Consider the following 22,167-nt stretch of genomic DNA (forward strand, 5'->3'; position numbering starts at 1 on the left):
CCAACTTTGATGATACCGCGCTCTACACGACCGGTAACAACGGTACCACGACCGGAGATGGAGAATACGTCTTCGATTGGCAGCAGGAATGGCTTGTCAATCGCACGCTCTGGTTCTGGGATGTAAGAATCCAGGTAGCCAGCCAGTTCGATGATTTTCTCTTCCCACTCTGCTTCGCCTTCCAGCGCTTTCAGCGCGGAACCACGAACGATTGGAGTGTCGTCGCCTGGGAAATCGTACTGAGACAGCAGTTCACGAACTTCCATCTCTACCAGTTCCAGCAGTTCTTCGTCATCAACCATGTCGCATTTGTTCAGGAACACGATGATGTAAGGAACGCCTACCTGACGACCCAGCAGGATGTGCTCACGAGTCTGAGGCATAGGGCCGTCAGTCGCAGCAACAACCAGGATCGCGCCGTCCATCTGCGCAGCACCGGTGATCATGTTTTTAACATAGTCGGCGTGGCCTGGGCAGTCTACGTGTGCGTAGTGGCGAGTCGGGGTGTCATACTCAACGTGAGAGGTGTTGATGGTGATACCACGAGCTTTTTCTTCTGGTGCGTTATCGATCTGGTCGAAAGCACGAGCAGCACCGCCGTAGGTTTTAGCCAGTACGGTAGTGATTGCAGCAGTCAGGGTAGTTTTACCATGGTCAACGTGGCCGATAGTACCAACGTTGACGTGCGGTTTTGTACGTTCAAATTTTTCTTTAGACACGGCTATATTCCTTACTATAGTGCTCTCCCCTTCGGAGAGAGCACGGGACTTAGGTTTTAATCCTGTGGATTACTTACCACGGGCTTCGATAACGGCCTGAGCAACGTTGTTCGGCGCATCATCATACTTCAGGAATTCCATAGTGTATGATGCACGACCTTTGGTCAGAGAACGCAGCTGAGTTGCATATCCGAACATTTCAGACAGCGGAACTTCAGCGTGGATCTTAACGCCAGTTACTTCGGATTCCTGACCACGCAGCATACCGCGACGACGGCTCAAGTCACCGATAACGTCACCGGTGTTCTCTTCAGGAGTTTCTACTTCAACCTTCATGATCGGCTCAAGCAGAACTGGTTTTGCTTTCTTAAAGCCTTCTTTAAAGGCAATAGACGCAGCCAGTTTAAACGCCAGTTCAGAGGAGTCAACGTCGTGGTAAGAACCGAAGTGCAGACGAACACCCATGTCTACAACCGGGTAACCAGCCAGAGGACCAGCTTTCAGCTGCTCCTGGATGCCTTTATCAACGGCAGGGATGTATTCGCCAGGAATTACACCACCTTTGATGTCGTTGATGAACTCGTAACCTTTAGGGTTAGAGCCCGGCTCCAGTGGGTACATGTCGATCACAACGTGACCGTACTGACCGCGACCACCAGACTGCTTAGCGTGTTTACCTTCAACATCGGTAACTTTCGCGCGAATCGCTTCGCGGTAAGCAACCTGAGGTTTACCCACGTTCGCTTCAACGTTGAATTCACGCTTCATACGGTCAACGATGATGTCCAGGTGCAGTTCACCCATACCAGCGATGATGGTCTGGTTAGATTCTTCATCAGTCCATACGCGGAATGATGGGTCTTCTTTCGCCAGACGGCCCAGAGCCAGACCCATTTTTTCCTGGTCAGCTTTGGTTTTTGGTTCAACTGCGATGGAGATTACCGGCTCAGGGAATTCCATACGCTCCAGAATGATCGGGTGATCCGGGTCACACAGGGTGTCACCAGTGGTCACGTCTTTCAGACCGATAGCAGCAGCGATGTCGCCCGCACGAACTTCTTTGATCTCTTCACGTTTGTTAGCGTGCATCTGTACGATACGGCCAAAACGTTCACGCGCCGCTTTCACGGAGTTCAGGATGGTGTCACCGGAGTTAACCACACCAGAGTAAACGCGGAAGAAGGTCAGGTTACCCACGAATGGGTCGGTAGCAATTTTGAACGCCAGTGCAGAGAACGGCTCGTCATCACTTGCGTGACGCTCAGCCGGAGTATCTTTACCGTCGTCCAGGATGCCGTTGATCGCAGGAACGTCAACCGGGGATGGCAGGTAGTCAACTACCGCATCCAGCATCGCCTGAACACCTTTGTTCTTGAACGCAGAACCACAGGTTACCAGGATGATTTCGTTGTTCAGAACGCGCTGACGCAGAGCAGATTTGATCTCTTGCTCAGACAGTTCTTCACCACCCAGGTATTTCTCCATCAGCTCTTCAGAAGCTTCTGCTGCGGATTCGATCAGGTTCTGGTGCCATTCGTCAGCCAGGTCCTGCATCTCTGCCGGGATATCTTCGTATTCGAAGGTAACGCCCGCATCTGCTTCGTTCCAGTTGATGGCTTTCATTTTCACCAGGTCGATAACGCCGGTGAAACCTTCTTCAGCACCAATTGCCAGCTGAAGCGGAACAGGGTTCGCGCCCAGACGGGTTTTGATCTGGCCAACAACTTTCAGGAAGTTAGCACCCATACGGTCCATTTTGTTAACGAACGCGATGCGTGGAACTTTATATTTGTTTGCCTGACGCCATACGGTTTCAGACTGTGGCTGAACACCACCAACTGCGCAATAAACCATTACCGCGCCGTCAAGAACACGCATGGAACGTTCTACTTCGATGGTGAAGTCAACGTGCCCTGGGGTGTCGATGATGTTTACGCGATGCGGTTCGTACTGCTTAGCCATACCTGACCAGAATGCAGTAGTCGCTGCGGAGGTGATAGTAATACCACGCTCCTGCTCCTGTTCCATCCAGTCCATGGTGGCTGCGCCGTCATGAACTTCACCGATTTTATGGTTTACACCGGTGTAGAACAGAATACGTTCGGTAGTAGTGGTTTTACCGGCGTCGATGTGCGCACTGATACCGATATTACGGTAGCGTGCGATGGGTGTTGTACGAGCCATTTGATTCCTCGTTTATATCTTTAGGCGTTCAGTTAAGTTACCCAGAGCGGGCGGCTTCTCTGAAGCGCCCGCCTGGTGACTACGACTCCGAAGGGATTACCAACGGTAGTGTGCGAACGCCTTGTTGGCTTCTGCCATACGGTGAACGTCTTCACGTTTCTTAACTGCGGTACCTTTGTTTTCCGCAGCATCAGAAAGTTCGTTCGCCAGACGCAGAGCCATGGATTTATCACCGCGTTTACGAGCAGCTTCAACGATCCAACGCATTGCCAGAGCATTACGACGAACCGGACGAACTTCAACTGGAACCTGATAAGTAGAACCACCAACGCGGCGAGACTTAACTTCTACAGTCGGGCGCACGTTGTCGAGAGCGACTTCGAAGGCTTCCAGTTCATTTTTACCAGAACGCTGAGCCAGGGTCTCCAGCGCGCTGTATACGATTGCTTCTGCGGTAGATTTTTTACCATCTACCATCAGGATATTTACAAATTTTGCCAGCAGTTCTGATCCGAATTTCGGATCTGGAAGAATTTTACGCTGACCAATGACGCGACGACGTGGCATGGGATTACTCCGTTGTTAATTCAGGATTGTCCAAAACTCTACGAGTTTAGTTTGACATTAAGATAAATCAGTTTGGCCTTACTTAACGGAGAACCATTAAGCCTTAGGACGCTTCACGCCGTACTTGGAGCGAGCCTGCTTACGGTCTTTAACACCTGAGCAGTCCAGCGCACCACGAACGGTGTGGTAACGAACACCCGGAAGGTCTTTAACACGACCGCCACGGATCAGGATCACGGAGTGCTCCTGAAGGTTGTGACCTTCACCACCGATGTAGGAAGTCACTTCGAAACCGTTAGTCAAACGCACACGGCATACTTTACGCAGTGCGGAGTTTGGTTTTTTAGGAGTGGTGGTATATACACGAGTACATACGCCACGTTTCTGCGGGCAGGCTTCCAGCGCAGGCACGTTGCTTTTTGCAACTTTGCGTGCACGTGGTTTGCGTACCAGCTGGTTAACTGTTGCCATTAAATAGCTCCTGGTTTTAGCTTTTGCTTCGTAAACACGTAATAAAACGACCTCATACAATATGAGGACGCGAAATTTTAGGGCTACGTCGAAAAGGTGTCAAGAAATATACAGCGATCTCAAATCACCAGTTCATTTGACTGGCGTGCGTCACAGTAAGATTGACGAAATCAGTATAGCCAACCACGTCAATTTTGGCTGAAATTTGACCAGAAAGACCCCGCGCATCCAGATCCTCTTTCAGCGCAGAGACTGTTATGGGGGCATTAGCGAGGATTTCAACAAAACGGCTGCCTTCAAGCGCCGCAAGCACGCCATCCTGAATCAGCAGCAGATCATCACCTTCGCGCAGCATGCTCAGTAACGTGTCGATATCGCATTGCCACGGTGAACGGCTCAGGGTATGGAGCATGACAGCCTCAGAAAGTCAGAACGGTATCGTAGTGAGAGAGTTGTTCGCGCAGCGCAGCAGATGTCAGGATCGTCACGTCCAGCACGAACGGTGTTTTCTCGTTTAACCCACGCGCGGCCAGCGAGTCGGCGCACACATAGAAGGTTTCAATGTCATAGAGCGGCAGAACTTTAAAGGTCGCAATGTAGTCGCGCGCAAGAATGGCCTGCGGTTGTTGGCCTGCCAGAAGCTGGAATACGCCATCGCCTAAAAAGAAGACGCCGATATCTTCGGTTAAAGCCGATGTCGCGAGCAATGCATCCAGCCCTTCCCGGCCTGAAGCGCTGCCATGCGGCGCAGAAGTAAAAACAAACGCTACGCGCTTCATCAAAATTGCACCACTCTGTCGCAGGTCAACGCCGCCTGTGCCAGGGCACCCAGTCCGCTGAGCGAAAAGCCCGGTTGCAGGTTAGCCCCCGCCAGACCAAGGCGTTCGGCTTCGGTCGCATCCGTCACGCCGCGACGCAGTGCCGCCGCGACGCAGATATGCAGGTCAACGCCCTGCGTTTCGTTTAATTTTTGCCAGGCGCGCACGAGGTCAAACTCATCGCTCGCCGGAGACGTAAACTGGTTCGCGTTATATACGCCTTCGCGATAAAAGAAGACGCTTGCCAGTTCATGACCGGCATCAAGCAGCGCATGGGCAAACTGTAGCGCGCTGCTGGCCTGCTGGGTACCGTACGCCGGGCCCGTCACCATTAACGCAAAACGCATTACTTGTCTTGTCCCAGGAAGTCGCCGCTTTTGAACTGGCGAATATAGAGGTAAACCGTGTGTTTGGAGATATTCAGGCGATCGGCCACCTGGTTGATGGCATCTTTGATATCAAAAATCCCTTTCTCATAGAGGTTCAGGACGATCTGACGATTCTTGGCGTTGTTGGATACGTTGCGATCGGCATTCACCTCTTCAATGGTGAACTCCAGCGTCTGGGTCACGAGATCCTCAACCGAAGAAGCAAAGTTCACCGATGAGCCCACGTCCGGCGTTTCTGGCGGGATGAAGGTGCTCATGATTTGCGAGAATGGCACATCAAGGTTCATGTTGATGCACAGCAAACCGATTACCCGGTGTTCGCGATTTCGAATCGCGATCGTTTCTGATTTCATCAGCACGCCACTTTTGGCGCGGGTGAAATAGCATTTTGAGACGCTGCTGTCCGCGCCGGTCATGTCATGCAACATACGCAATGCAAGGTCGGTTATTGGCGAACCAATTTTACGGCCAGTGTGCTCACCATTCGCAATGCGGATAGCGGAACACTTAAGATCTTGCAGGGAATGCAATACGATTTCGCAGTGGGAACCAATGAGCATCGCTAACCCGTCCACTACCGCTTCGTAGGATTTCAGAATATCGAAGTCGGTCTGGTCAAATGGACGTTGATCCAGCAAATCAAGTTCACTGGTTTCGTTGGTTAAAAGCGACCTGGACATGAAAAAAACACTCCTTTTCAGGAGCCTGTCGTTAGGTTTTCAGGGCAGGCTCATTATCTACACGGACAACTAAATTAATACAGCGTGTATAACGCTTTCCAGTGTTAATTATATCTGCCCCGCAATAAAAAAACCGCCGCCTGTAAAGGCGGCGGTTTTTTTCAGGATTACTTCTTAGCTGCTGCGGCTTTGTCGTCAGCCGGTGCGTCTGTTTTCGCATCCGCTTTCGGCGCCGGTTTGATGTCCAGCAGTTCTACATCAAATACCAGCGTGGAGTTAGCCGGGATACCCGGAACGCCGGTTTTGCCGTAAGCCAGATCCGGTGGGATGACCAGCTTGATTTTACCGCCTTTCTTGATGTTCTTCAGGCCTTCGGTCCAGCCCGGGATCACACCATCCAGACGGAAGGAGAGAGGCTCACCACGGGTATAAGAGTTATCGAACTCTTTACCGTCGATCAGCGTACCTTTGTAGTTCACCACAACGGTGTCGCTGTCTTTAGGCGCGTCGCCGGTACCTTCTTTCTCAACTTTATAGATCAGGCCAGTAGAAGAGGTTTTAACGCCTTTCTCTTTAGCGAACTTGTCGCGGTAGGCTTTGCCTTTCGCTTCGTTATCTTTAGCGTCTGCTTCCATCTTGGTCTGAGCGGCGCCTTTCACGCGCGCTTCAAACGCTTGCAGAGTCTGCTCGATTTCCTGGTCAGACAGTTTGCTCTTGTCTGCGAACGCATCCTGAACCCCTGCGATCAGCTGGTTTTTGTCCAGTTTGATGCCCAGTTTCTCTTGTTCTTTCAGAGAGTTTTCCATGTAACGACCCAGAGACGCGCCAAGTGCGTAGGCGGATTTCTGGTCGTCATTTTTGAATGCCGCTTTGCTGTCTGTAGTCGCAGCAGGCTTCGCAGCAGTATCAGCAGCGAAAGACAGCGGCGCATTGAGCGCTACAGCCATAGTGGTCGCCAGCAGCGTAACTTTAAACAGTGATTTCATCCATATCTCCAGGACCTGAGGTCTCTCACCCCAGTGTTAAACGTAAATGAGTGACGTACTATAAAACGTTGTGGAAGAAATCTACAGACAGACTCCCCCGAATGTCGCTTCTTTTCAGACTATTTTTGTTTAAATAAGTTTCTTGTCAGGGAGATGGATACTGTACTTAGGGAAAAAGTCAGCTAAACTTCGCCGCCGCTGGTCCATTATGGCGAATGAGAGATAAACGAGGTGAATGATGAAGGATACAACGATCGAAGCGAGACTGGCTGAGCTGGAAAGCCGCCTGGCTTTTCAGGACATCACCATCGAAGAACTGAACCAGACCGTGACGGCCCATGAGCTTGAAATGGCAAAACTGCGCGATCACATGCGCCTGCTGACGGAAAAGCTGAAGGCCACGCAGCCGTCAAACATTGCCTCTCAGTCAGAAGAGACGCCACCACCTCATTATTGAGGCGTAAAAAAAGCGGGATTATCCCGCTTTTTTATTTTCCGGAGTACGGAATCAGTGGCAACCGCAGCCGCCGTTACCACAACCACCTTTACCGTGGCCGTGGTCATGACCATGGTCGTGGCCGTGACCACCGCAGCAGCCGTCGTGGCCGTGATCGTGGTCATGGTCGTGACCGTGCGCACCGTGAACGTGGCCATGAGCCAGCTCTTCTTCGGTCGCTTCACGGATCGCAACAACTTCTACGTTGAACTTCAGGTTCTGACCCGCCAGCATGTGGTTGCCGTCAACCACAACGTGGTCGTCTTCAACTTCAGTGATTTCAACCGGAACCGGCCCCTGGTCAGTTTCCGCCAGGAAGCGCATACCAACCTGCAACTCGTCAACGCCCATGAATACGTCTTTAGGAACGCGCTGAACCAGGTTGTCGTCATACTGACCGTAAGCGTCGTTCGCGCCTACAGCAACGTCGAATTTGTCGCCAACTTCATGGCCTTCCAGCGCCGTTTCCAGGCCGGAAATCAGGGAACCGTGACCATGCAGGTAGTCCAGCGGCGCACTCACCGGAGACTCATCAACCAACACACCGTCTTCTGTACGTACCTGATAGGCCAGGCTGACCACCAGGTCTTTTGCTACTTTCATGATATCTCCTGAGCGTGGGAAAATTGCTGGCGCAGATTGTAGCGGAAATCTGCACCCGTGTACCCTTAAGCTTAAAAAAACTCAGAGCATATCGCTAGTCTGGATGAAAAATGCCGATCACTTGCTCTTCTTTGCGAACGTGATCGCGGGCTTCTTTGTCGGCCTCACGCATCTGGTGACCGCACTTAACACATTCAACGATATCGATATTATTTTCACGCCACATGGCCAGCGTATCTTGCGCCTGGCAGGATGGGCATTTTGCGCCCGCGATAAAGCGTTTACGTACAGCCATCTTTCGTTACCCTTTATTCAAATTCATCCCAGCCGTCGAGCTGGCGTCGTTCCTGTTGCATCTCACGCTGGAAGATCTCCTCCAGTTCGCGACGCGCTTCCCGCACGCGGGAGATCTGCGCCGTGTCGCTGTGCACGGGCATCAGTTCACGCAGCATTCGCATATCCAGCCGGCGGAAATGCATCTGGGCGCGTTGCGCCTGATGAGGATGCATACCCAGCGAAACCAGCGCCTTGCGTCCCAGCTCCAGCGCGCTGGAGAAGGTTTCGCGGGAGAAGTGTTTCACACCCGCCTGCAAAAGTTCGTGAGCCTCAACACGTCCGCGCGCACGCGCCAGAATATGCAGATGCGGGAAATGCTGCTGACACAGCTCCACCAGCTTCATTGTGTCTTCCGGATCGTTGCAGGTGATGACGATGGACTCCGCAGCCTCTGCCCCCGCCGAGCGCAACAGCTCAAGCTGCGTCGCATCGCCGTAGTACACCTTATAACCATATTTGCGCATCAGGTTGACGGCGCTAATATCGCGCTCCAGCACCGTAATACGCATTTTGTTCGCCATCAACAGGCGACCAATCACCTGTCCGAAGCGGCCAAAGCCCACGACGATCACCTGCGGTTTATCATCTTCCACCCACGGCGCTTCGTCTTCATCGTCCGCAGGATTCAGGCGGTGCGACAGCAGTTTGTCCACCAGCTTCATCAGCAGCGGCGTGGTCATCATCGACAGCGTGACCGTCACCAGCAGCAGCGCCATCTGGTCATCTTTGAACAGCTTCTGAGACGACGCCGTGGAAAACAGCACGAACGCAAATTCTCCCCCCTGGCTTAACACGCTGGAAAACTGCATTCTTTCCGAGCTGCGCAGCCCGTAAATCCTCGCGAGGAGATACAGCACCAGCGTTTTGACCGCCACCAGCACGGCGACACTCGCAATAACCCACAGCAGATGGGTATAGAGCACGCCAAGATTAAGCGCCATACCTACCGAGATAAAGAACAGCCCTAACAGCAGCCCCTTAAACGGATCGATGGCGGTCTCCAGCTCGTGGCGGTACTCGCTTTCCGCAAGCAGCACCCCGGCGATAAACGTCCCGAGCGCCATCGACAGCCCCAGCGCATCCATAAACAGCGCTGAGCCAAGCACCAGCAGCAGCGTTGCGGCGGTGAATACCTCGCGCACGCCGGATGCCGCAATAAACCGGAACACCGGACGCAGTAAAAACCGTCCGCCGATCAGCATCCCCGCGAAGGCCAGCACCTTCATGGAGATCTTCATCCAGTCGAAATGATCGTCTCCGGATCCCGCCAGCAGCGGCACCAGCGCCAGCGCCGGGATCACCGCTAAATCCTGGAACAGCAGCACCGAAAAACCCAGTTGCCCCGCCTCGTTGCGGTTCATCCCTTTGTCGCGCATCAGCTGAAGCGCCATCGCCGTCGACGACATCGCAAGACCGATCCCGCCAATCACCGCGGCCTGCCAGGAAAACTGCGTCAACATCAGCAGTCCCGCGAGAATGGCCGCGCTGAGTAACACCTGCGCCGCCCCGACGCCAAAAATAGATTGCCGCAGTTGCCACAGCTTGGCGGGGTTCAGCTCCAGCCCGATGATAAACATCAGGAAGACCACGCCCAGCTCGGAGAAGTGGAGAATTTCATCCACATCGCTGATAAACCCAAGCCCCCAGGGGCCAATGGCGATCCCCGCCAGCAAATAGCCCAGCACCGCGCCAATGCCGAGACGCGCGGCAAGCGGGACCGCGACGACGGCGGCAAACAAAAACAGCACCCCGGCAAGGAGTAAATTCGAACCGTCCATTAGCGTCCTCCCGCCGGAATCGGTGACGCCAGCCATTCGCCATAGGCCCTGGCATGGCTCGCCAGTGCTTTCGGATCCTGCCGCCGTGCCCAGTAGATAATAATCGGGCTCATCCAGTGCATACGGCACATCGCCGCCGTCAGCTCAAACGGCCGCAGAATGTCGCTCATGGGGTAACGGTTCAGCCCGTCGTGACGGTAAGCGCTTTCCGGCTCACCGGTGGTAATGACACTCCGCCAGTACTTTCCCGCCAGCTGGTTGCCCCCCACCCCGCTGGAGAAGCCCCGGCTCAGCACGCGGTCCAGCCACTCTTTGAGCAGCGCCGGACAGCTGTAGGTATAAAGCGGATGCTGGAACACAATCACGTCGTGCTGACGCAGCAGTTCCTGCTCGTAAGGAATATCGATAAAAAAATCAGGATAGTGCGCGTAGAGATCGTGCACCGTTACGTTACTGAGCTGTGTGGCCGGCTTAAGCAGCACCCGGTTCGCCACCGAGTCCTGTGATTCCGGATGGGCATACAGCAGCAGCACTTTCGCTGTCTGAGACATCACTCCCCTCCCGGTTCTGTTTTTGTGTATTGTTGTCGTTTTGGGCTACCATGGCGGCCCGGTGGGGAAAATGGCCCACACCTTACATTATCATAATGACAAATTAACATAGTCGGAACATACGGCGCTTCTATGATTGTTTTCTCCTCGTTACAAATTCGTCGCGGCGTGCGCGTCCTGCTGGATAACGCGACTGCTACCATCAACCCGGGCCAGAAAGTGGGGCTGGTCGGCAAAAACGGCTGCGGTAAATCCACCCTGCTGGCGCTGCTGAAAAACGAGATAAGCGCGGATGGCGGTAACTTTACCTTCCCGGGCAACTGGCAGCTCGCCTGGGTGAACCAGGAGACGCCCGCGCTGAGCGAACCCGCGCTCGACTATGTTATCGACGGCGATCGTGAATACCGTAAGCTCGAAGCGGAGCTCAACGCCGCCAACGAACGTAACGACGGCCACGCCATCGCCACCGTCCACGGCAAGCTGGACGCCATCGATGCCTGGACCATTCGCTCCCGTGCCTCCAGCCTGCTGCACGGTCTGGGTTTCAGCAACGAACAGCTTGAACGCCCGGTGAGCGATTTCTCGGGCGGCTGGCGCATGCGCCTTAACCTGGCCCAGGCGCTGATCTGCCGCTCCGACCTTTTGCTGCTCGATGAACCAACCAACCACCTCGATCTTGATGCGGTTATTTGGCTGGAGAAGTGGCTCAAGAGCTATCAGGGCACTCTGATTCTGATCTCTCACGACCGCGACTTCCTCGATCCGGTAGTGGATAAAATCATTCATATCGAACAGCAAAGCATGTTCGAATACACCGGCAACTACAGCTCTTTCGAGCGCCAGCGCGCGACGCGCCTTGCCCAGCAGCAGGCGATGTATGAAAGCCAGCAGCAGCGCGTGGCGCACCTGCAAAGCTTTGTGGATCGCTTCAAGGCCAAGGCGTCAAAAGCCAAGCAGGCGCAGAGCCGCATCAAGATGCTGGAACGCATGGAGATGATCGCCCCGGCGCACGTGGATAACCCGTTCCACTTCAGCTTCCGCGAGCCTGAAAGCCTGCCTAACCCGCTGCTGAAGATGGAGAAGGTCAGCGCGGGCTATGGCGATCGCATTATCCTGGACTCTATCAAGCTCAACCTGGTGCCGGGTTCACGCATTGGTCTGCTGGGACGTAACGGCGCCGGTAAATCGACGCTGATCAAGCTGCTGGCGGGCGAGCTTAACCCGGTCAGCGGCGAAATCGGCCTGGCGAAAGGCATCAAGCTTGGTTACTTCGCCCAGCATCAGCTGGAATTTTTACGCGCGGATGAATCGCCGATCCAGCACCTGGCGCGCCTGGCGCCGCAGGAGATGGAGCAGAAACTGCGCGACTACCTCGGCGGCTTTGGCTTCCAGGGCGATAAGGTGACTGAAAACACCGAGCGCTTCTCCGGGGGCGAAAAAGCCCGTCTGGTGCTGGCGCTGATCGTCTGGCAGCGCCCGAACCTGCTGCTGCTTGATGAACCGACCAACCACCTCGATCTCGACATGCGCCAGGCGCTGACCGAAGCGCTGATAGAGTTCGAAGGGGCGCTGGTTGTCGTATCGCACGACCGCCACCTGATCCGCTCCACCACCGACGATCTCTACCTGGTGCACGGCGGCAAAGTGGAGCCGTTCGACGGCGATCTGGAAGACTACCAGCAGTGGCTGACGGACGTGCAGAAGCAGGAAAACCAGCCGGAAGAGTCAGCGAAAGACAACGCCAACAGCGCCCAGGCGCGTAAAGACCAGAAGCGCCGTGAAGCGGAACTGCGCACCCAGACGCAGCCGCTGCGTAAAGAGATTGCCCGTCTCGAAAAAGAGATGGAAAAGCTCAACGCCACGCTTGCTGCCGTCGAAGAGAAGCTGGGCGACAGCGAACTGTACGATCAGAGCCGCAAAGCGGAGCTGACGGACTGTCTGCAAACTCAGGCGAAAGCCAAATCCAGCCTCGAAGAGTGCGAAATGGCATGGCTGGACGCGCAGGAACAGCTGGAAGCGATGCTGCAAGCCGACTAACACGCCGGGAGGGTTATGGGCTTCGATACCACGAGCGAGATTACATTCCGTAAGCTCAGCATCTTCATGACGTTCATGGAGAAGGGCAATATCGCACGTACCGCCGAAACGCTCGGCCTGAGCGGTGTCAGCGTGCACCGCGCGCTGCATACCCTCGAAGAGAACGTCCGCTGCCCGCTCTTTGCTCACAAAGGGCGCAACCTGATAGCCCTGCCTTCCGCCTGGACGCTGCTGGAATATTGCCAGGAGGTGATGCAGGTGATGGAGCGCGGGCTGGAAGAATCCCGCAAAATTGCCGGAATCGGCCAGGGGCGGCTGCGCGTGGGCACGCTCTACTCCCTGACGCTGGAAACCGTGCCGCGCCTGATTATGGGCATGAAGCTGCGCCGTCCGGATCTGGAGATGGATCTGACGATGGGCTCCAACGACACCCTGCTGCACATGCTGGATGAAGGCTCGCTGGACGCGATTCTTATCTCCATCTCCGAAAGCGATATCGATCGCAACAGCCTTGAGGTTCTGCCGCTGTTCCATGACGATATCTTCCTTGCCGCACCGGCTTCCGCCACGCTAAATACCCACGGGCCAGCGGATCTCCGCGATTATAAAGATCAGAAATTTGTCGCGCTTGCAGAAGGCTTTGCGACCTACGCCGGGTTCCAGGAAGCGTTCCATATCGCCGGGTTTGAACCAGAGATTGTTACCCGGGTGAACGACATTTTCTCAATGCTCAGCCTGGTGCAGGCGGGCGTCGGCTTTACGCTGATGCCGGGAAGGATGAAGAAGGTCTACGAGAATTCCGTGCAACTGTTGAAGCTGGCGGAGCCGTACCAGATGCAGCAGCTGATCGCGATTGTCTTTGCCCGCAACCGCGAGCAGGATCCGAGCCTGCGCGCGCTGGCCGCCGAAGGGCGGATGTATGCCAGAAGTTTGCAGGATAGTGCCTGATGTTATTGCCCGGTGGCGCTACGCTTACCGGGCCTACAATCCGGGAGTAGGCCCGGTAAGGCGCAGCCGCCACCGGGCAAAAAGTCACCGCTGAAGCCGACCCGCCAGATGAACCGCCACGTCCACCCCGCTGCGCTCCAGCGAAATGGATTCGCCTTCCCACGCCGCCTGCCGCGTCAGACAGGTCAGGATGCCCCCTGGCGGCATCTCAATCGCCAGCCGCGCTTCACGCTCGTTAGCAGAAATCACCGCCTCCTGCCAGCGCACGGTTCGCGCCATATTCATCGCCAGATCGTCGGCAATTTTCTCCGGCTGCCAGAGCACGCGTCCGGTACTGCCGCTCAGGTACGCACAGCGCGGACGTGAAAGCGTGACCGAATTAAATGCTGCCACCAGCTTCTGCGCCGGTTCCGCCAGCAGTTCACAGTGCGACGGTACGCTCACCGCCAGCCGCTTAGCCTTGCTCGCGCCTTTTGCCAGGGCGCGCTCCGCCACCTGCGCCATGCCGTCATCGGCTCCGGCAATCACGATCTGCGTTTCGGCGTTCAGGTTAGCAATATAGGTTCCTGTCCCCTGAATCAGGTTTTCCACCTGCGGCAGGGTCAACCCCATAATTGCCGTCAGGCCGTAGCCGTGAGGATACGCCTGCTCCATCAGATCGCCGCGCAACGCCACCAGCTTCAGCGCGTCCGTAAAGTCCAGCGCGCCGGCGATAACCGCCGCAGGATAAGCGCCAATGGACAGCCCGCTGACGATATCCGGCGACACGCCGCGACGTTCCAGCTCGCGCGCCCACGCCACGCCGGCAATCAACAGCGAAAGCTGAACCGCACGGGTGTGGGTTAACGAGCATGCGCTGTCCAGGGTATCGACTTCCGCCCCCAGCACAGCACGGGCCTGCTCCAGCTCCGTTCCCGGCAGGTTTTGCAGCATACCTTCATGCTGTGTGCCCTGCCCCGGAAAGGTAAACAGTATTTTCATTACTCCTCCCTGTGCCATGGATCCGCCACCAGGCGCGGTCCACATTGCGTTTTTAGCAGCGTTTTGCCGTCGCGTAACCATTCCGCCAGCGCGAATCCGCCCTCGGGCGTGTCCACCTGCGTATCCGCCCGGCACAACGCACGGCTGAGCTGAGCCTGCCAGCCAGTAAACGCCTCAGGGGAAACGGCACGCGGGGCGCGGATGAGCAGATCGAGATCGCTGTCGGCGTGGATCACCGGAATGCCGGTCGCCAGCGCGTACCCCGTACTGCCGGTTATCCCCCACGTCCACGTCCACGACTGCTGCGCAAGCTGAAGCGCCACCTGAACCGGCGGCTGAGTGATAAACGGCGAACGCAGCAGATCGGCGGCAACGCTCAAATCTTCGGGCGACACCACGCGCAACACGTTCTCAGGCTTCACCCATCCGGCCGCCCGCTGGTCGCGGCGCAATCCGCGCACGCCAACGGGAATACGGCCTTCATTATCAACATCACGCCGCACCACTACCGGTAGTCCGGCATGCCAGGCCGCGTCCACCCAGGATTCGGTAATCCCTTCCAGGGCGTCGCGCGCGGTAAGCCAGATGAGGTCGTGTGGGCGTAATGTTGTGGTCATGATTACATTCCTGAAGTCAGCGAGATAAACAGCGGCAGCGACAGGATACACAGTACGGAGCTCAACAGCAGCACGGCTTCAGCATCCGGCGACTGCACGCCAAAGCGGTTACCGAACACCACGCCAAAGAAGCCCGCGGACAGCGCAATCATCAGGATGGCGGTGATCGCCACAGAACCGTGCAGACCGAAGATTAAAACGATACCCCAGGCAATCGCTGGCTGGATCAGCAGCTTGGCGATAGTGGAAGTGATCACCATGGTGTTGATCTGAAGTTTACGCGCGGAGAGGATCACCCCGGTCAGGAACAACGCCGCAGCGGTCGCAGACAGTCCCAGCGGTTTAATCGCCGCCAGTACCAGCTCCGGCATTTTGATGCCGATAGCGGACAGGATCACACCCAGCAGCGGGCCCATCACGATCGGTTTTTTAATGGAACGCCACATCAGCACCGGCAGCATGGAAAGCGTTGAACCCGAGTTATTGCCTTCGGCGCGGGCTTTCTCACGCTCCAGAATCAGCAGGCAGAACGGGGTCATCAACACTGAACCACAGGCGATGGAGACCGCAACGGACAGTGAGGTTGAAGGGCCTTCGCCCAGCACGCTGCCCAGAATCGGCAGGCCAAGCGCCGCGTAGTTTGGCAGGGCGACGGTAAGCGTCAGCACGGCCGCATCCTGCGGGGATTTTTTAAACACTTTCGTCGCGAGGAAGTAGATGACCGCATAGGTGATCCACATCGCCAGGGTGAGCACCAGGATCAGCGGCGACTGCGCCACGATGCCGGTCCACGGGGTTTGCACGGTGGCGCTGAACAGCGCAGCCGGGAGTGCAAAATCCATCACGAAGATATTCAGCAGGGAAACATTTTTGTTATCGACCATCTTTGCCTTACCGGCCCAGAATCCCAGCAGCATGATGACGAAAATCGGTGCAAGAGCATGAACAATTACGTAAGTCATAAATCACCTGTAGTAAAAAAGTTTAAGCACTGGCGCGATGTTTATTATTTTCAGGATGCAGGTTCCCGCGTGGACGCAACGGGCGCGCCCACGGGGTGATGCATCTGGCAGGTCTCTTTTTACTTACCAGCTGGCTCGCATACGTTCACGTACGAGCGCCGAGCTGCGGCGGTTGTCAGCACCCAGACGGTTTTTCAACGTGGTGTCCTGACGAGCGTCGCTGATGGCCTGTTGCAGGGTGGTTTTCACCCGCGTCAGATCGCTTTCGGTAGGGGCATCCGGATTGCTGATATCCAGCAGGTCGGAAAGCAGCCCCAGCGTGGCGTAGTTGCTGATGTCATACGCCATTGGCGGAATGGTTGCAGCCAGTTTTTCCAGCGCCTCAACGGTACGCAGCGTAATGCGCGCCGCAGACTCTTTGCCCATGGCATGGATCAGCACGCCTTTATCGTTGAAGGCAATCAGACGGTTAGCCTGGTAGCCGTGCGCCAGAAACGCGCCGGACATGGCCTTACCGACGATAAGACCAATCACCGGATGACCCGCCAGCCGCGCATTAGCGTAGGCGGCAGCGGCGCCGGCCAGCGCCTGGTGGATACCAAACGCCTCTTCGCGACGGCCATAGGCCTGGCTTGGGACGTCGATTACCGCCACAATCGGGCGCTTCACGGCTTTATCTGCGTCGGCGGCGACGGTTTCGCTGACCACTTTTGCCAGCGTCCATCCTTCCAGCAGGCCGACTTCACCCTGCGCCGCGCGCGGGAAGTGGTTGTTGGCGTCCGGCACCACGGCGACAAAACGCACCGTTTCACCGTTTAGCTCGCCGTCTGCGGCCTGCACGGACGGGCATAACCCCTCCAGACGTTTCGCGTTCGGGGCCAGGGTTTCCAGCCAGAGTTCGCCACGGCTAATTGAGTTAGTCATCATTTCACCTCCCGGGCAAAAAGCGCTTTAATCTGTTCGGCATCGGCCTGTTTGCGGGTGTCGAAATTCGTCAGACGGTTCAGGTAATCGTCGTAGTTATCGGTGCGATGTTTCGCCGGTACGCCTTTGGCGATGGCGTCGTTCATCGCGGCTTTCACCGCGTTCACGCCGTCGCCCACCAGCGCGTCCACCAGCCCGCTTTCAAAGCGTACTTCGCCGCCGGTCATGCTCCAGATAAACGGACGGTCGCGGGAGTCATACTCTTCAATGCCCGCTTCCTGCTCGATAACCTGCGGACCGTTGAGGCCGAGCCGCGCTTCGCGGGTCACAATCAGGTAGCTGCACAGCGCCGCGGCGATAGACATCCCACCGAAGCAGCCCACGGTCCCGGCGACAATCCCGACGACCGGGGTATAGCGACGCAGGTCAACGATCGCGGCGTGGATATCGGCAATCGCCGCCAGGCCGAGGTTGGCTTCCTGCAATCGTACGCCGCCGGTTTCGAGGCACAGTACCGCCTGAGTCGGAATGCCGTTGCGGTTATCTTCCGCCGCCAGCTCCAGCGCCGCCGCCATTTTGGCGCCGGACACTTCACCCATGCTGCCGCCCTGGAAGGTGCCTTCAATCGCTACCACCACCGCAGGCTGACCGTTGATGGTCCCTTTCGCGACCACCATGCCGTCATCGGCCTGAGGAACAATCCCCTGTGGCCCAAGCCACGGAGAGATAATGCCTTCAAACGGATCCAGCAGTTCGCGGTAGCTGCCGTCGTCGAGCAGCGCCTGCGCACGCTGGCGCGCTTTTAATTCGATAAAGCTGCTGTCATCACGCATGGTTCACCCCTTCAAAAACCTGTTCGATACGAATGCGTGCCACGCCCGGCGTCGCGCCGAAGTCGTGGATGGTCAGCTTACCTGCGGGCAGGCTGCTGACGGTTTGCAGGCGGTTGAACAATGCCTCCCAGCGCCCGCGGCTGTTGTCGACGGAGGTGGTGATATCAATGGTTAAGGTCTGGCCCGGTTCGGCGGTGAAAAGCGCCTCCATATCCCCGGAACCGACTACCCCTGCCAGCGCCCTGCCGCTTACTTCGCGGCTGGCGGGCACGGTCAATGTGATTTTTTCCATAACATCCTCTTAATGCTTTGAATAGGGCGTTTCGGCGCGGTCAAGAAACAGCGTGGCGGCAAGCAGGTCTGCGGCTCCGCCCGGCGAGGCGTTAAGCGCCAGCATCTGACGGTCTAGCCGCGCCAGCGCCTGCTGCCCGGCGAGGGTTGCGCATCCTCCGGCGTTCAGCACCGCACGGGCGCCGTTCTGCATGGCGTCCAGCCCCTCCATGCCGGCGCGCGACAGCACGCAGGTGTCGGTGAGCGAGGTCATGATCGCCATCAGCGCGTCGAGTCTGGCCTGCGTTTCGCTGCTGCCGTTGAGACGGCTGAGGCGAAGCTGCGGCAGCGCGCGCTGCATGATGTGCGGAAACGCCTGCTGAGCCTCTTCACGCGCGCCCGGCACGCGGTAGCGGTGCGTGACGCGTAACCCCTTGCTAAACACTTTCGGCGCCGCGTCATCCGGCAGCTTCGCCAGCTGAGCGGCGGTGTTCGCGACGGTTTGCGCCCGGGCATCGCCGCCCAGCATCGCCACCGCGCTCACCAGCAATCCCAGCGCCCAGATCGCGCCACGGTGCGTGTTCACGCCGTCGGTAGCGGCCATCATCTGCCGTTCGCCTTTGCGACCCAGGCGGCCAACGGTTTGCCGGAGGGCAATATCCGCCGGACGCTGCCAGCTCTGCTGCGCCAGCGCCTGAAACGTGGGGGTCAGGCTGTGAGCGGAGCGCTCCATCAGCGCAAGCGATAAATCGTGGTGCGCGCCGTTCCCCCGGCTGTCCACCAGACCGGGCTTCGGGCTTAAACGTGCTTCGTCAATCAGACACTGCGTGGCGGTTCGCGCCAGCCATTCGGCACCGCCTTCAACCTGGATCTGGGGCAGAAGTTTCATTACCAGCTCCGGAATTTCGCAGGTGGGTTGTAAAGACCGCCGGACCATTCCACCAGGTCCGCGACGCTACCGGCCGCCAGCAGCGAACGGGTGGCATCGGTGCGGCGAATGCCCATATCTTCCGGATACACAACCTTGCCGCTCTGGCGCAGTTCCGCCACGCGTTTGGCGTCAACGCCCAGTCCGATATCGGTGATACCCGCCACGGCGGCGACCATGGCGCGACGCTCTTCAAGATCTTTCGCCCGGTAGAGGTAAGCAATCCCCTCTTCCGTCAGCACGTGGGTGACGTCATCACCGTAAATCATGACCGGCGCCAGCGGCATACCGGAGGCTTTCGCGACGTCAACGGCGTCGAGTTTTTCCACGAAGGTTGGCTTCACGCCCGCCTGGAAGGTTTCCACCATCTGCACAACCAGCTTTTTACCGCGCTGCATCGGGTCAGGCTCGGTGATCATGTTCAGCCAGGCCGGTGTGGCGTGGCGACGACCGTGCGGATCGTGGCCCATGTTTGGCGCGCCGCCGAAGCCGGAAAGACGGCCGCGGGTCACGGTTGAGGAGTTAGCGTAACCATCAACCTGTAGCGTGGAGCCGATAAACATATCGACCGCGTACTGACCAGCCAGCTGGCAGAAGGCGCGGTTAGAACGCATGGAGCCATCGGCACCGGTAAAGAACACGTCAGGGCGGGCGCGGATGTACTCTTCCATTCCCAGCTCGCCGCCGAAGCAGTGGACGCTCTCCACCCAGCCGCTTTCGATGGCCGGGATCAGCGTTGGATGCGGGTTCAGGGTCCAGTGTTTACAGATTTTGCCTTTGAGTCCGAGCTGTTCGCCGTAGGTTGGCAGCAGCAGCTCGATCGCTGCGGTGTTAAAGCCAATCCCGTGGTTCAGGGACTGCACCTGGTGTTCAGCGTAGATGCCTTTAATCGCCATCATCGCCATCAGGATATGTTCCTGTTTGATCAGGCGCGGGTCACGGGTGAAGAGCGGTTCGATAAAGAACGGCTTATCGGCAACCACCACAAAATCAATCCACGAGCCCGGAATATCCACACGCGGCAGGTCGCACTCGTCGTCCACCAGCTCGTTCACCTGCGCGATGACGATGCCGTCATGGAACGCGGCGGCTTCCACCAGCGCCGGAGTATCTTCGGTACTCGCCCCGGTATAGAGGTTGCCTTTGCGGTCCGCTTTAAAACCGGCAATCAGCGCCACGTTTGGCGAAAGGTCGACGTATAAACGTGAGTAGAGTTCGATGTAGGTGTGAATCGCCCCGATTTCGAGCTGACCATCCTCCAGCAGCTGCGAAATGCGCAGGCTTTGCGTACCGGAGAAGGAGAAGTCCAGCTTGCGGGCGATGCCTTTCTCAAAGATGTCCAGATGCTCGCTGCGGCCCACGCTCGGCATGATCATATGCAGATCGTGCACAATTTGCGGGTTCACTTCCGCCAGTGAACGGGAAAGGAAATCCGCCTGCTTCTGGTTGTTGCCTTCCAGAACGACTTTGTCGCCTGGTGCGATCAGTTTTTCCAGCATGGCGACAAGATCGCCGGTTGGCAGTACCTTGCCCTGCACCGGTACGGACGCCAGACGACGCGCTTTCTCGCTGCGTCGGGTGTTCCATTGCCGGGTGGGTGTTTGCCCAGATAACATTATTAACCTCCTGATACAGCACATCATTCTGATTTGCTTAACGTTGAGTAAAGTGTGCGCGCTGGTGAGAAAGGCATCAATTAAGCGTAGAGCCAAATCATTAGCCTGAGAGTAATAATCAAGGTAAATATTTGTGATCGGGATCAGTTCATGTTTCGGAAAAACGGGCTAAACGGGGTACAATTCGGAAGGTATAGTTAATTTCTGACAAGAATCAGCATCGCCCTTATGACCCAAATCATTCCCTCAGACTTCGACATTGCAGCCGAAGAGAGCGCAGAGTTCGTGCCCATGCGCGGTGTGGCTAACCCTCACCTGCAAACCATGCTGCCGCGCCTGATCCGCCGCAAGGTACAGTTCACCCCGCACTGGCAACGGCTGGATTTGCCGGATGGCGACTTTTTGGATCTCGCCTGGAGCGAAGATCCGGATCGGGCCAGACATAAACCCCGTCTGGTGGTGTTTCACGGTCTGGAAGGCAGCCTGCACAGCCCTTACGCGCACGGTCTCATTGAGGCGGCGAAAGCCCGCGGCTGGCTTGGGGTGGTGATGCATTTTCGCGGATGCAGCGGCGAGCCTAACCGTCAGAAACGCATTTATCACTCGGGTGAAACCGAGGACGGCACCTGGTTCCTGCGCTGGCTAAGAGACCATTTCGGCGAGGCGCCAACGGCAGCGGTGGGGTATTCGCTGGGCGGGAATATGCTGGCCTGCCTGCTGGCGAAGGAGAGCGACGCCGTACCGCTGGATGCGGCGGTGATCGTCTCTGCGCCCTTTATGCTGGAGCAGTGCAGCTATCATATGGAAAAGGGCTTTTCGCGAGTGTACCAGCGCTACCTGCTCAACCTGCTGAAAGCCAACGCCGCGCGCAAGCTGAAGGCCTATCCGGATACGCTGCCTGTGACGCTGCAACAGCTCAAACGCGTGAAGCGCCTGCGCGAGTTTGATGATTTGATCACCTCGAAAATTCACGGCTTTGCCGATGCGATTGACTATTACCGTCAGTGCAGCGCCATGCCTTTACTGAACCAAATCACGAAACCTACGCTGATTATCCACGCCAAAGATGATCCGTTTATGGATCACCACTCGATTCCGGCACCCGATCATCTGCCGGCCAACGTGGAGTATCAGCTCACCCAATTCGGGGGACACGTCGGCTTTGTCGGCGGCACGCTGCGTCGGCCAAAAATGTGGCTTGAGACGCGCATTCCCGACTGGTTAACGGCTTATCTGAACGGTAAATAATGATTATTCCCTGGCAGGATCTCTCTCCCGACACGCTCGATAATCTGATTGAAAGCTTTGTCTTGCGCGAAGGCACCGATTATGGTGAACATGAACGTTCGCTTGAACAAAAGGTCAACGATGTTAAGCGCCAGCTTAAAAGCGGCGACGTGGTGCTGGTATGGTCCGAACTGCATGAGACGGTCAATATCATGCCCCGCAACGCGTTTCACGGCTGATCTTTAC

26 protein-coding genes are annotated in these 22,167 nt (G+C 56.7%); 5 read left to right on the forward strand and 21 right to left on the reverse strand.

The window, feature by feature from the left end; translation table 11 throughout:
* From IMQ56_RS05485 to fkpA, 9 genes are all read right to left on the reverse strand, one after another.
* Positions 1 to 719 (reverse strand): elongation factor Tu (locus IMQ56_RS05485; protein WP_196063576.1); only part of this gene is annotated, 719 nt, incomplete at its 3' end.
* 69 nt (positions 720 to 788) lie between these two features.
* On the reverse strand, positions 789 to 2,903 hold the full coding sequence (fusA, locus tag IMQ56_RS05490) for an elongation factor G (RefSeq protein WP_006812195.1): 2,115 nt from the start codon (positions 2,901 to 2,903) through the stop codon (positions 789 to 791).
* Positions 2,904 to 2,999: 96 nt separating this feature from the next.
* Positions 3,000 to 3,470, reverse strand: a complete 471-nt coding sequence (gene rpsG, locus IMQ56_RS05495; RefSeq protein WP_003861706.1) for a 30S ribosomal protein S7 — start codon at positions 3,468 to 3,470, stop codon at positions 3,000 to 3,002.
* A gap of 96 nt (positions 3,471 to 3,566) precedes the next feature.
* The gene (gene rpsL / locus IMQ56_RS05500) at positions 3,567 to 3,941 is read right to left on the reverse strand and encodes a 30S ribosomal protein S12 (RefSeq protein WP_000246815.1); all 375 of its coding nucleotides are present in this window, start codon (positions 3,939 to 3,941) and stop codon (positions 3,567 to 3,569) included.
* Positions 3,942 to 4,065: 124 nt separating this feature from the next.
* On the reverse strand, positions 4,066 to 4,353 hold the full coding sequence (gene tusB, locus IMQ56_RS05505; RefSeq protein ID WP_015571409.1) for a sulfurtransferase complex subunit TusB: 288 nt from the start codon (positions 4,351 to 4,353) through the stop codon (positions 4,066 to 4,068).
* A gap of 7 nt (positions 4,354 to 4,360) precedes the next feature.
* Complete coding sequence (tusC, locus tag IMQ56_RS05510) at positions 4,361 to 4,720, reverse strand: sulfurtransferase complex subunit TusC (RefSeq protein ID WP_003861700.1); 360 nt, start codon at positions 4,718 to 4,720, stop codon at positions 4,361 to 4,363.
* On the reverse strand, positions 4,720 to 5,106 hold the full coding sequence (tusD, locus tag IMQ56_RS05515) for a sulfurtransferase complex subunit TusD (RefSeq protein ID WP_003861699.1): 387 nt from the start codon (positions 5,104 to 5,106) through the stop codon (positions 4,720 to 4,722). Before tusD ends, tusC begins: the two co-directional genes overlap by 1 nt.
* A complete protein-coding gene (locus IMQ56_RS05520) occupies positions 5,106 to 5,828 on the reverse strand; it encodes a transcriptional regulator (protein WP_003861697.1) in 723 nt (240 codons plus the stop codon). The genes tusD and IMQ56_RS05520 overlap by 1 nt, the downstream gene beginning before the upstream one ends.
* Before the next feature lie 167 nt (positions 5,829 to 5,995).
* Positions 5,996 to 6,814: an FKBP-type peptidyl-prolyl cis-trans isomerase gene (gene fkpA / locus IMQ56_RS05525; RefSeq protein ID WP_003861695.1), complete on the reverse strand. Its 819-nt coding sequence runs from the start codon at positions 6,812 to 6,814 to the stop codon at positions 5,996 to 5,998.
* Between the two features lie 238 nt (positions 6,815 to 7,052).
* On the opposite strand from fkpA, the gene IMQ56_RS05530 reads away from it, so the two are divergent.
* Complete coding sequence (locus IMQ56_RS05530; protein ID WP_003861693.1) at positions 7,053 to 7,271, forward strand: protein SlyX; 219 nt, start codon at positions 7,053 to 7,055, stop codon at positions 7,269 to 7,271.
* Between the two features lie 51 nt (positions 7,272 to 7,322).
* On the opposite strand, the gene slyD is transcribed toward IMQ56_RS05530, so the two are convergent.
* The 4 genes from slyD to kefG form a co-directional block, all read right to left on the reverse strand.
* Positions 7,323 to 7,913, reverse strand: coding sequence for a peptidylprolyl isomerase (gene slyD / locus IMQ56_RS05535; protein ID WP_003861691.1), 591 nt, complete (start codon positions 7,911 to 7,913; stop codon positions 7,323 to 7,325).
* Positions 7,914 to 8,007: 94 nt separating this feature from the next.
* Positions 8,008 to 8,208: a YheV family putative zinc ribbon protein gene (locus IMQ56_RS05540; protein ID WP_003861689.1), complete on the reverse strand. Its 201-nt coding sequence runs from the start codon at positions 8,206 to 8,208 to the stop codon at positions 8,008 to 8,010.
* A gap of 13 nt (positions 8,209 to 8,221) precedes the next feature.
* Positions 8,222 to 10,027 (reverse strand): glutathione-regulated potassium-efflux system protein KefB, encoded by a 1,806-nt coding sequence (gene kefB, locus IMQ56_RS05545; protein WP_196063577.1) that lies wholly within the window; start codon positions 10,025 to 10,027, stop codon positions 8,222 to 8,224.
* Positions 10,027 to 10,578 (reverse strand): glutathione-regulated potassium-efflux system ancillary protein KefG, encoded by a 552-nt coding sequence (kefG, locus tag IMQ56_RS05550; protein ID WP_003861686.1) that lies wholly within the window; start codon positions 10,576 to 10,578, stop codon positions 10,027 to 10,029. The genes kefB and kefG overlap by 1 nt, the downstream gene beginning before the upstream one ends.
* Positions 10,579 to 10,710: 132 nt before the next feature.
* Between kefG and IMQ56_RS05555 the strand changes: the two genes are divergently transcribed.
* Together IMQ56_RS05555 and IMQ56_RS05560 are read left to right on the forward strand one after the other, a co-directional pair.
* The gene (locus IMQ56_RS05555) at positions 10,711 to 12,615 is read left to right on the forward strand and encodes an ABC transporter ATP-binding protein (protein WP_045333837.1); all 1,905 of its coding nucleotides are present in this window, start codon (positions 10,711 to 10,713) and stop codon (positions 12,613 to 12,615) included.
* 15 nt (positions 12,616 to 12,630) lie between these two features.
* The gene (locus IMQ56_RS05560; protein ID WP_015571415.1) at positions 12,631 to 13,563 is read left to right on the forward strand and encodes a LysR substrate-binding domain-containing protein; all 933 of its coding nucleotides are present in this window, start codon (positions 12,631 to 12,633) and stop codon (positions 13,561 to 13,563) included.
* An 84-nt stretch (positions 13,564 to 13,647) separates the two neighbouring features.
* Here the strand turns inward: IMQ56_RS05560 and mdcH are convergent, their stop codons facing one another.
* The 8 genes from mdcH to mdcA form a co-directional block, all read right to left on the reverse strand.
* A complete protein-coding gene (gene mdcH, locus IMQ56_RS05565; protein WP_023304540.1) occupies positions 13,648 to 14,544 on the reverse strand; it encodes a malonate decarboxylase subunit epsilon in 897 nt (298 codons plus the stop codon).
* On the reverse strand, positions 14,544 to 15,161 hold the full coding sequence (locus IMQ56_RS05570) for a malonate decarboxylase holo-ACP synthase (RefSeq protein WP_017384169.1): 618 nt from the start codon (positions 15,159 to 15,161) through the stop codon (positions 14,544 to 14,546). The genes mdcH and IMQ56_RS05570 overlap by 1 nt, the downstream gene beginning before the upstream one ends.
* Positions 15,162 to 15,163: 2 nt before the next feature.
* Positions 15,164 to 16,123: an AEC family transporter gene (locus tag IMQ56_RS05575; RefSeq protein WP_000222846.1), complete on the reverse strand. Its 960-nt coding sequence runs from the start codon at positions 16,121 to 16,123 to the stop codon at positions 15,164 to 15,166.
* A 123-nt stretch (positions 16,124 to 16,246) separates the two neighbouring features.
* Complete coding sequence (mdcE, locus tag IMQ56_RS05580; RefSeq protein WP_032104009.1) at positions 16,247 to 17,047, reverse strand: biotin-independent malonate decarboxylase subunit gamma; 801 nt, start codon at positions 17,045 to 17,047, stop codon at positions 16,247 to 16,249.
* Positions 17,047 to 17,880 carry a biotin-independent malonate decarboxylase subunit beta gene (locus IMQ56_RS05585; RefSeq protein WP_032669055.1) on the reverse strand — a complete coding sequence of 278 codons (834 nt, stop codon included), beginning with the start codon at positions 17,878 to 17,880 and terminating at the stop codon, positions 17,047 to 17,049. The genes mdcE and IMQ56_RS05585 overlap by 1 nt, the downstream gene beginning before the upstream one ends.
* Positions 17,873 to 18,172, reverse strand: a complete 300-nt coding sequence (mdcC, locus tag IMQ56_RS05590; RefSeq protein ID WP_015571419.1) for a malonate decarboxylase acyl carrier protein — start codon at positions 18,170 to 18,172, stop codon at positions 17,873 to 17,875. The genes IMQ56_RS05585 and mdcC overlap by 8 nt, the downstream gene beginning before the upstream one ends.
* A gap of 9 nt (positions 18,173 to 18,181) precedes the next feature.
* On the reverse strand, positions 18,182 to 19,039 hold the full coding sequence (locus IMQ56_RS05595; protein ID WP_196063578.1) for a triphosphoribosyl-dephospho-CoA synthase: 858 nt from the start codon (positions 19,037 to 19,039) through the stop codon (positions 18,182 to 18,184).
* Positions 19,039 to 20,694 carry a malonate decarboxylase subunit alpha gene (gene mdcA / locus IMQ56_RS05600; RefSeq protein ID WP_003861669.1) on the reverse strand — a complete coding sequence of 552 codons (1,656 nt, stop codon included), beginning with the start codon at positions 20,692 to 20,694 and terminating at the stop codon, positions 19,039 to 19,041. Before mdcA ends, IMQ56_RS05595 begins: the two co-directional genes overlap by 1 nt.
* Positions 20,695 to 20,922: 228 nt before the next feature.
* On the opposite strand from mdcA, the gene IMQ56_RS05605 reads away from it, so the two are divergent.
* On the forward strand, positions 20,923 to 21,942 hold the full coding sequence (locus IMQ56_RS05605; RefSeq protein WP_196063579.1) for a hydrolase: 1,020 nt from the start codon (positions 20,923 to 20,925) through the stop codon (positions 21,940 to 21,942).
* Positions 21,942 to 22,160, forward strand: coding sequence for a YheU family protein (locus IMQ56_RS05610; RefSeq protein ID WP_014171926.1), 219 nt, complete (start codon positions 21,942 to 21,944; stop codon positions 22,158 to 22,160). The genes IMQ56_RS05605 and IMQ56_RS05610 overlap by 1 nt, the downstream gene beginning before the upstream one ends.
* The last annotated feature ends 7 nt before the right edge of the window (positions 22,161 to 22,167 follow it).

Source organism: Enterobacter sp. Res13-Sevr-PEC09-46 (assembly GCF_015672585.1).
Classification (GTDB): domain Bacteria; phylum Pseudomonadota; class Gammaproteobacteria; order Enterobacterales; family Enterobacteriaceae; genus Enterobacter; species Enterobacter hormaechei_C.